Origin of the sequence: Chitinophaga sp. (genome assembly GCF_036566945.1) — a bacterium.
Lineage (GTDB): Bacteria > Bacteroidota > Bacteroidia > Chitinophagales > Chitinophagaceae > Chitinophaga.
In genome coordinates, this window is the sequence record NZ_DATCVJ010001074.1 from 1 (window position 1) to 5,494 (window position 5,494).

The following is a 5,494-nucleotide window of genomic DNA, read 5'->3' on the forward strand; positions in this document are numbered from 1 at the left end:
ATATTCCTGTGACTGCAGATGGTTTTCCAGGCTATTGTCTGCTTCCGTAACGATCGTATTCCACACCTGATCGAGCAGGCGCTGATCCCTGGCTACTTTGCGGATATTGTCCAGTGCTTTGTTGCGGGCTATTACATAACAATAATGTGCAGGCTTGTCGATAAAAGGTAAGCTCTCGCGGTTGGTCCATATTTTCATGAACGTATCCTGCACAATCTCCTCAGCATCCGCTTTGGATTTTGTTAAACGTTCTACGAAAGTGAATAAACGTGGTGTATAATAATCAAAGAAACAACGGAACGCAGCTTCATCACCCCGTGCTATCTGATGTAGCAGGTCTTTCTCATTATGTAAACTATCTACGTACAAGCGTTTTGGTCAATTTTTGCATAAATTTAGACAAATTGAGCAATTATGCAACAACAGACTCCGTTGTGGCAATAACGTTACGAAGCCTGCACCTGCTCACGATAAACAGAAGGACTGATACCATGATATTTCCGGAAAAATTTATTGAGGTGACTCTGGTCATTAAATCCCAGTTCATGACTGATTTCTTTCAGTGAAAAAGCGCTGTAGTGCAGCCTGTTTTCCAACAGGTGTAATTTATATTGATTCACATACTCCCGCAATGTGCTGCCGGTTTGCTCTTTAAAGAAAGCGCCCAGGTAATGTTTTGAGTACCCAAAAATATCCGCCAGCTGCTCTATCTGCACTTCATCGGTATGATGTATATGTTCATGAATATGATGAAGAATAGCCGTTACACGAGCGCCACTGGCAACACCCGTTTGCGGTAGCTCGCTCTTACCTGCTTTCTTTATCATGGTAAATAATGCCTGCAGCAGGAAGAAGATGGTATCGTTATTTTCTTCCTGCGCCTCCTTCCATTCAGTAGTGATCAGCTTCACCAGTGCTTCCATCCGGCTGGTGGCAGTGGCAAACATTCTTTGTTCACGGGCCTGTAGCAGCAACTTGTCGAGTTCCTGATTCCAGCTTTGCTGAAACCGCAGCTGACCACTCCCCTGCAGATATACATTGGTAAACTTTATAAAGGTAAAAGTGGTGGCAGTAGTAATTTCAAAATGATGCGCATCACAAGGCGCCAGCAGAAACAGGCAGGGACCTGTATAGGAATAATTCATCCCCGATATGGTATGGATACCACTGCCCTGATGGATGAAAATCAGCTCAAAGTGATTGTGGTTATGCACCGGGTGTTGCCATTCGGTAGCTGTAAAGTGTGATACTTTCAGGTACTCCAGTTGTATGTATCGCTTCATTCGTTGAAATATACCAATTATCCCCCGTGATGTACAAGTGTGATGAATAGCCGGGTAACGATCTTTGTGTTATCAAAATCAGTATTAAAAATACAACAGTAATATGGAACAGCATAATAATCGGAAAGTAGCCCTGATAGTAGGCGCACAAGGCGTAATAGGACGTAACCTGTCAGACTACCTACTGGCACAGGAATCATGGGATATTATTGGTTTATCCAGAAGAGGTGGTGAAGACAGCCCCCACGTAAAACATATTGCAGTAGACCTGATGAGCCGGGAAGACACACAGGAAAAACTGGGCCACCTGACTACGGTAACGCATATATTTTATGCCGCCTACCAGGACCGCGACAGCTGGGCAGCACTGGTAGCTCCTAATATGGCGATGCTCCAAAACGTAGTAGAAGTAGTAGAACCCGTAGCCTCCCATCTGCAACACATCAGCCTGATGCAGGGATACAAAGTGTATGGCGCTCACCTCGGCCCTTTTAAAACACCCGCCCGTGAAACCGATGCCGGCACCTTTATGCCGCCGGAATTCAATATGTCGCAGCAACAGTTCCTGGAAAAAATACAGGCAGGAAAATCCTGGACCTGGTCTGCCATTCGCCCCTCTGTAGTAGGTGGCTTTGCACTGGGCAATCCCATGAACCTGGCGATGGTAATTGCTGTATATGCCGCCATCTCCAAAGAACTGGGCCTGCCACTTCGCTTCCCGGGCAAACCAGGCGCGTATAATAAGCTGATGGAAATGACAGATGCCAACCTCCTGGCCAAAGCAACTACCTGGGCAGCAGAAAGTCCTGCCGGCACCAACCAGGCATTCAATATCAACAACGGTGACCTCTTCCGCTGGTCCGACCTCTGGCCACGCATTGCCCGTTACTTCGGATTGGAAGCAGCAGATCCTTTACCCATGCAGCTCGATGTAGTAATGGCCGACAAAGAACCGTTGTGGAATACCATGATGGAAAAATATGGCCTGAAATATAGCTACGCAGAAGTTTCTTCCTGGAAATTCGGGGACTTTGTATTCTCCTGGGACTACGACTTTTTTGCGGATGGATCTAAAGCACGCAGAGCAGGGTTCCATGAGTTTGTAGATACAGAGGCGATGTTCATGGAGATTTTTGATAATTTCAAGAAGATGAAAGTGATTCCGTAAGGAGTCGCCAGGTGCGGAATAAAATAGAAAAGAGACGGCATCAAAAGTAATCTTACCGGCAGGAGAATCGGGTAAACGAAAATACCCGCCTTCAGTTCCAGATAAAAATTATTTTGACGCCGCCTCTTTTTATAATTTGAACTACCTGATATCAGCTGCTATAACTATTTTACTTAGCACGCCTACCCGCCGCAATGCCTTGTTTGGCGCATTTGCGCATTGCTCTCTCATCTTCATATACATCTTCCGGTGCACTACGAAAATACTGATATACCACCGTGCCATCCTTGCGAACAGACGTCAACGAATCGCTGCCAGCAGCATCCCACACCCCATCACTCTCATCATCTGATTTAAACCAGAGAATACCTTTATCTAAAAAGGCAAACAGGATACCATCGCAATACAGCGTCTTTCCTTCCGTCGTAGCACGACTGGTAACTTCACCCATTGGTCGCAGTGATTTTGTTATCCAGTCTATCAGTTGTTCTTCCGTTTTATTCATGGTGACAAAATTATGCATAAAATTAACAAGGACAGACAGCTTTTGTTTTTCAGGGTGTTATTGCCAACAATGTCTCGTTTCCATTGATTTTTATTTGTTGTTACAGGCTGTATAGGATGATACAGCCTACTAATATTATTATTATTTATTATTTTGTCTATTTATGTCCTTCAAAAAGAAGAGATATATTGCCGGAACCCAATGCCAAGGCCAAACCCGTTGCATCATCTACTGTTCCTAATTTTGTATAGCGGTAAGAGGTAAAAAATGATTTGTAAAACAGAACCAGTGTATTTGAACCATAAAGCATCAAATCGCCATTTTTTATAGTTCCTGGATTGACTGAATTTATTGGGAGGCTTTTGGATAAATCACCGTATTTCTCATTCCCGTTCAGCTCCGTCATGTTGATTGTCAAAGGCAACATTTCCTTAAAGGCTTTTGCCGAACTGTTATCAAAAAGTGTAGCTGCGAAGACTTTTGAACCAACTTTTATATTGATGTTATCACTTGTCATATTTTGCCCGGTATGATGGTTTTCAATGCTCGTGGGTTGAATATTCCTATCGCTTCCGTGGCAGGATGTATCATTGCTACATAGGAAAGAAAACATCAATAGTGTTGCCAAAAGCGATTTCTCCATACCTTTTATTTTAAATGTTCTTTAAAATTTCTTTTATGTAAGTCATCAAAGGCATATTCTTAAATGACAACGTATTTGTAGCATGCCATGCGCCGGTGGATTTCATTTTTAACTTAAATTGTTTTAATAATTTTTGCAGGTATTCCACCTACAACCGTGTTATCAGGAACATCTTTTGAAACGACCGCTCCCGCGGCTACTACAGCATTTTCGCCAATAGTTACACCTTGCAAAATGGTGGCATTTGCACCAATCCACGCATTCTTTTTGATATGGATAGGCCCAACTTTTAATGAGTGTCTTTCTTCCGGCGCAAGCGGATGTCCCTCTGATAATAAACTCACCTTTGGAGCAATCAACACACCATCTTCAATGGTAATTCCACCCAGATCCAAAAAAGTACAGTCGAAATTGATAAATACATTTCTACCGATTTTGGTATGCTTTCCGTAGTTGATGTATAGCGGAGTGAATACGGTTGTACTTTCGTCAATTTCCGAACCTGTGATTTGGCCTAATAGATTTCTCACCTCGTTTGGGTCCGCTGTACTGTTCATCTGAACAAGGATTTTTTTTGTAGCGTGAGAAGCAAGCACCATTTTGTAGGCTTCGGGGGCGTTTTGCGAAATAGTCTCTCCATTTCGCAGTCGTTCAAAAATATCTTTTCCCATTATCATTACTTTTTTTTCATTTTCAGATCATATATAGATATACCCATCAATATACTTTTACAAATTTCGATAATACAAATGGCATCTGATTTATACAGAATACAGTTCTTTTTACCACTTTTACGGATTTAGCGGTAAAAGGTCGCAAACGGAATTAGGTTCGTTAAATTTGTAGGGTAATAATTGGCTATGGAGCATTTTGATAGAATAGATACCGTAAGGCACTATAACGACTACGCAGGAGTTGACACATTGCATCCTTTGGTTAGCATCGTCAAATTCAATGACTTACCGCTTGTCCGGAATTTCAGGCGATATATGGGCATTTATGCGGTATTTCTGAAAGACAATAAATGCGGAGATATAATTTACGGCGGCCAGCCTTATGATTATGAGGACGGAACGCTTGTTTTTGTTTGTCCTGGACAGGTATACGGTATTGACAATCATAGTATTAATACCAAGCCATCGGGGTACGGTCTGCTATTCCACCCGGACCTGCTTGCAGGTACTCATCTGGCAAAGACAATCAAGGATTATTCATTTTTTAATTATGAAGTGAACGAAGCGTTGCATCTTTCAAAGAAAGAACGCAAAACCATTGTGGAATGTCTTGAAAAAATTGTATCAGAAATTGAACAGAATATCGACCAGCACAGCAAAACACTGATAGTATCAAATATCGAATTGCTTCTAAATTACTGTAGGCGCTTCTATGACCGCCAGTTTATTACCCGAAGCCACGCCAATAAAGATGTTTTAACCCGGTTTGAAAACTTATTGCATGACTATTTTAAATCGGGCACAGCAAAAGATGTAGGTTTACCATCCGTTAGCTGGTGTGCGGAACAATTACATCTTTCTCCTAATTATTTTGGTGACCTTATTAAAAAAGAAACAGGCGCTACTGCATTGGATTATATACAGTCAAAACTGATTGACGAGGCTAAAGCAAAGATGTTTGATGCTTCTAAAACCATCAATGATATTGCTACCGAATTGGGCTTTAAATATCAACAGCATTTTACCCGATTGTTCAAACAGAAAACGGGCATAACACCTAATGAATATCGGAATTTGAATTGAATAAGGATTTCCCGGGAAAGTGTTGCAGGATAAAATGTCGCCACATGCAAATAGTATTGATCCCCTTTTCCTGGATCAAGTTGAAAACTTGGGGGATTAGTGGAAATTTTAAGCATAAAGTTTAGTCAATCTGTAAAG

General features: G+C 42.0%; 7 protein-coding genes. 2 read left to right on the forward strand and 5 right to left on the reverse strand.

The genetic code is table 11. The features are described 5' to 3' along the window. Both VIP81_RS32355 and VIP81_RS32360 read right to left on the reverse strand, forming a co-directional pair. A partial coding sequence (locus tag VIP81_RS32355) for an RNA polymerase sigma factor (protein ID WP_331971999.1) occupies window positions 1-369 on the reverse strand: 369 nt, incomplete at its 3' end. Between the two features lie 77 nt (window positions 370-446). Continuing rightward, on the reverse strand, window positions 447-1,283 hold the full coding sequence (locus VIP81_RS32360; RefSeq protein ID WP_331972002.1) for an AraC family transcriptional regulator: 837 nt from the start codon (window positions 1,281-1,283) through the stop codon (window positions 447-449). 103 nt (window positions 1,284-1,386) lie between these two features. On the opposite strand from VIP81_RS32360, the gene VIP81_RS32365 reads away from it, so the two are divergent. Then, window positions 1,387-2,451, forward strand: coding sequence for an SDR family oxidoreductase (locus VIP81_RS32365; protein ID WP_331972005.1), 1,065 nt, complete (start codon window positions 1,387-1,389; stop codon window positions 2,449-2,451). 169 nt (window positions 2,452-2,620) lie between these two features. On the opposite strand, the gene VIP81_RS32370 is transcribed toward VIP81_RS32365, so the two are convergent. The 3 genes from VIP81_RS32370 to VIP81_RS32380 form a co-directional block, all read right to left on the reverse strand. Next, window positions 2,621-2,956 carry a TfoX/Sxy family protein gene (locus VIP81_RS32370; protein ID WP_331972008.1) on the reverse strand — a complete coding sequence of 112 codons (336 nt, stop codon included), beginning with the start codon at window positions 2,954-2,956 and terminating at the stop codon, window positions 2,621-2,623. A gap of 157 nt (window positions 2,957-3,113) precedes the next feature. Continuing rightward, on the reverse strand, window positions 3,114-3,599 hold the full coding sequence (locus tag VIP81_RS32375) for a cyclophilin-like fold protein (protein ID WP_331972011.1): 486 nt from the start codon (window positions 3,597-3,599) through the stop codon (window positions 3,114-3,116). A gap of 113 nt (window positions 3,600-3,712) precedes the next feature. Beyond that, on the reverse strand, window positions 3,713-4,270 hold the full coding sequence (locus VIP81_RS32380) for a DapH/DapD/GlmU-related protein (RefSeq protein WP_331972014.1): 558 nt from the start codon (window positions 4,268-4,270) through the stop codon (window positions 3,713-3,715). Between the two features lie 189 nt (window positions 4,271-4,459). Between VIP81_RS32380 and VIP81_RS32385 the strand changes: the two genes are divergently transcribed. Continuing rightward, a complete protein-coding gene (locus VIP81_RS32385; RefSeq protein WP_331972017.1) occupies window positions 4,460-5,356 on the forward strand; it encodes a helix-turn-helix transcriptional regulator in 897 nt (298 codons plus the stop codon). The last annotated feature ends 138 nt before the right edge of the window (window positions 5,357-5,494 follow it).

Coding starts and splice junctions, on each gene's coding strand:
- VIP81_RS32360 (WP_331972002.1), bottom strand. CDS start 1,283: ATGAAGCGATACATACAACTGGAGTACCTGAAAGTATCACACTTTACA.
- VIP81_RS32365 (WP_331972005.1), top strand. CDS start 1,387: ATGGAACAGCATAATAATCGGAAAGTAGCCCTGATAGTAGGCGCACAA.
- VIP81_RS32370 (WP_331972008.1), bottom strand. CDS start 2,956: ATGAATAAAACGGAAGAACAACTGATAGACTGGATAACAAAATCACTG.
- VIP81_RS32375 (WP_331972011.1), bottom strand. CDS start 3,599: ATGGAGAAATCGCTTTTGGCAACACTATTGATGTTTTCTTTCCTATGT.
- VIP81_RS32380 (WP_331972014.1), bottom strand. CDS start 4,270: ATGGGAAAAGATATTTTTGAACGACTGCGAAATGGAGAGACTATTTCG.
- VIP81_RS32385 (WP_331972017.1), top strand. CDS start 4,460: ATGGAGCATTTTGATAGAATAGATACCGTAAGGCACTATAACGACTAC.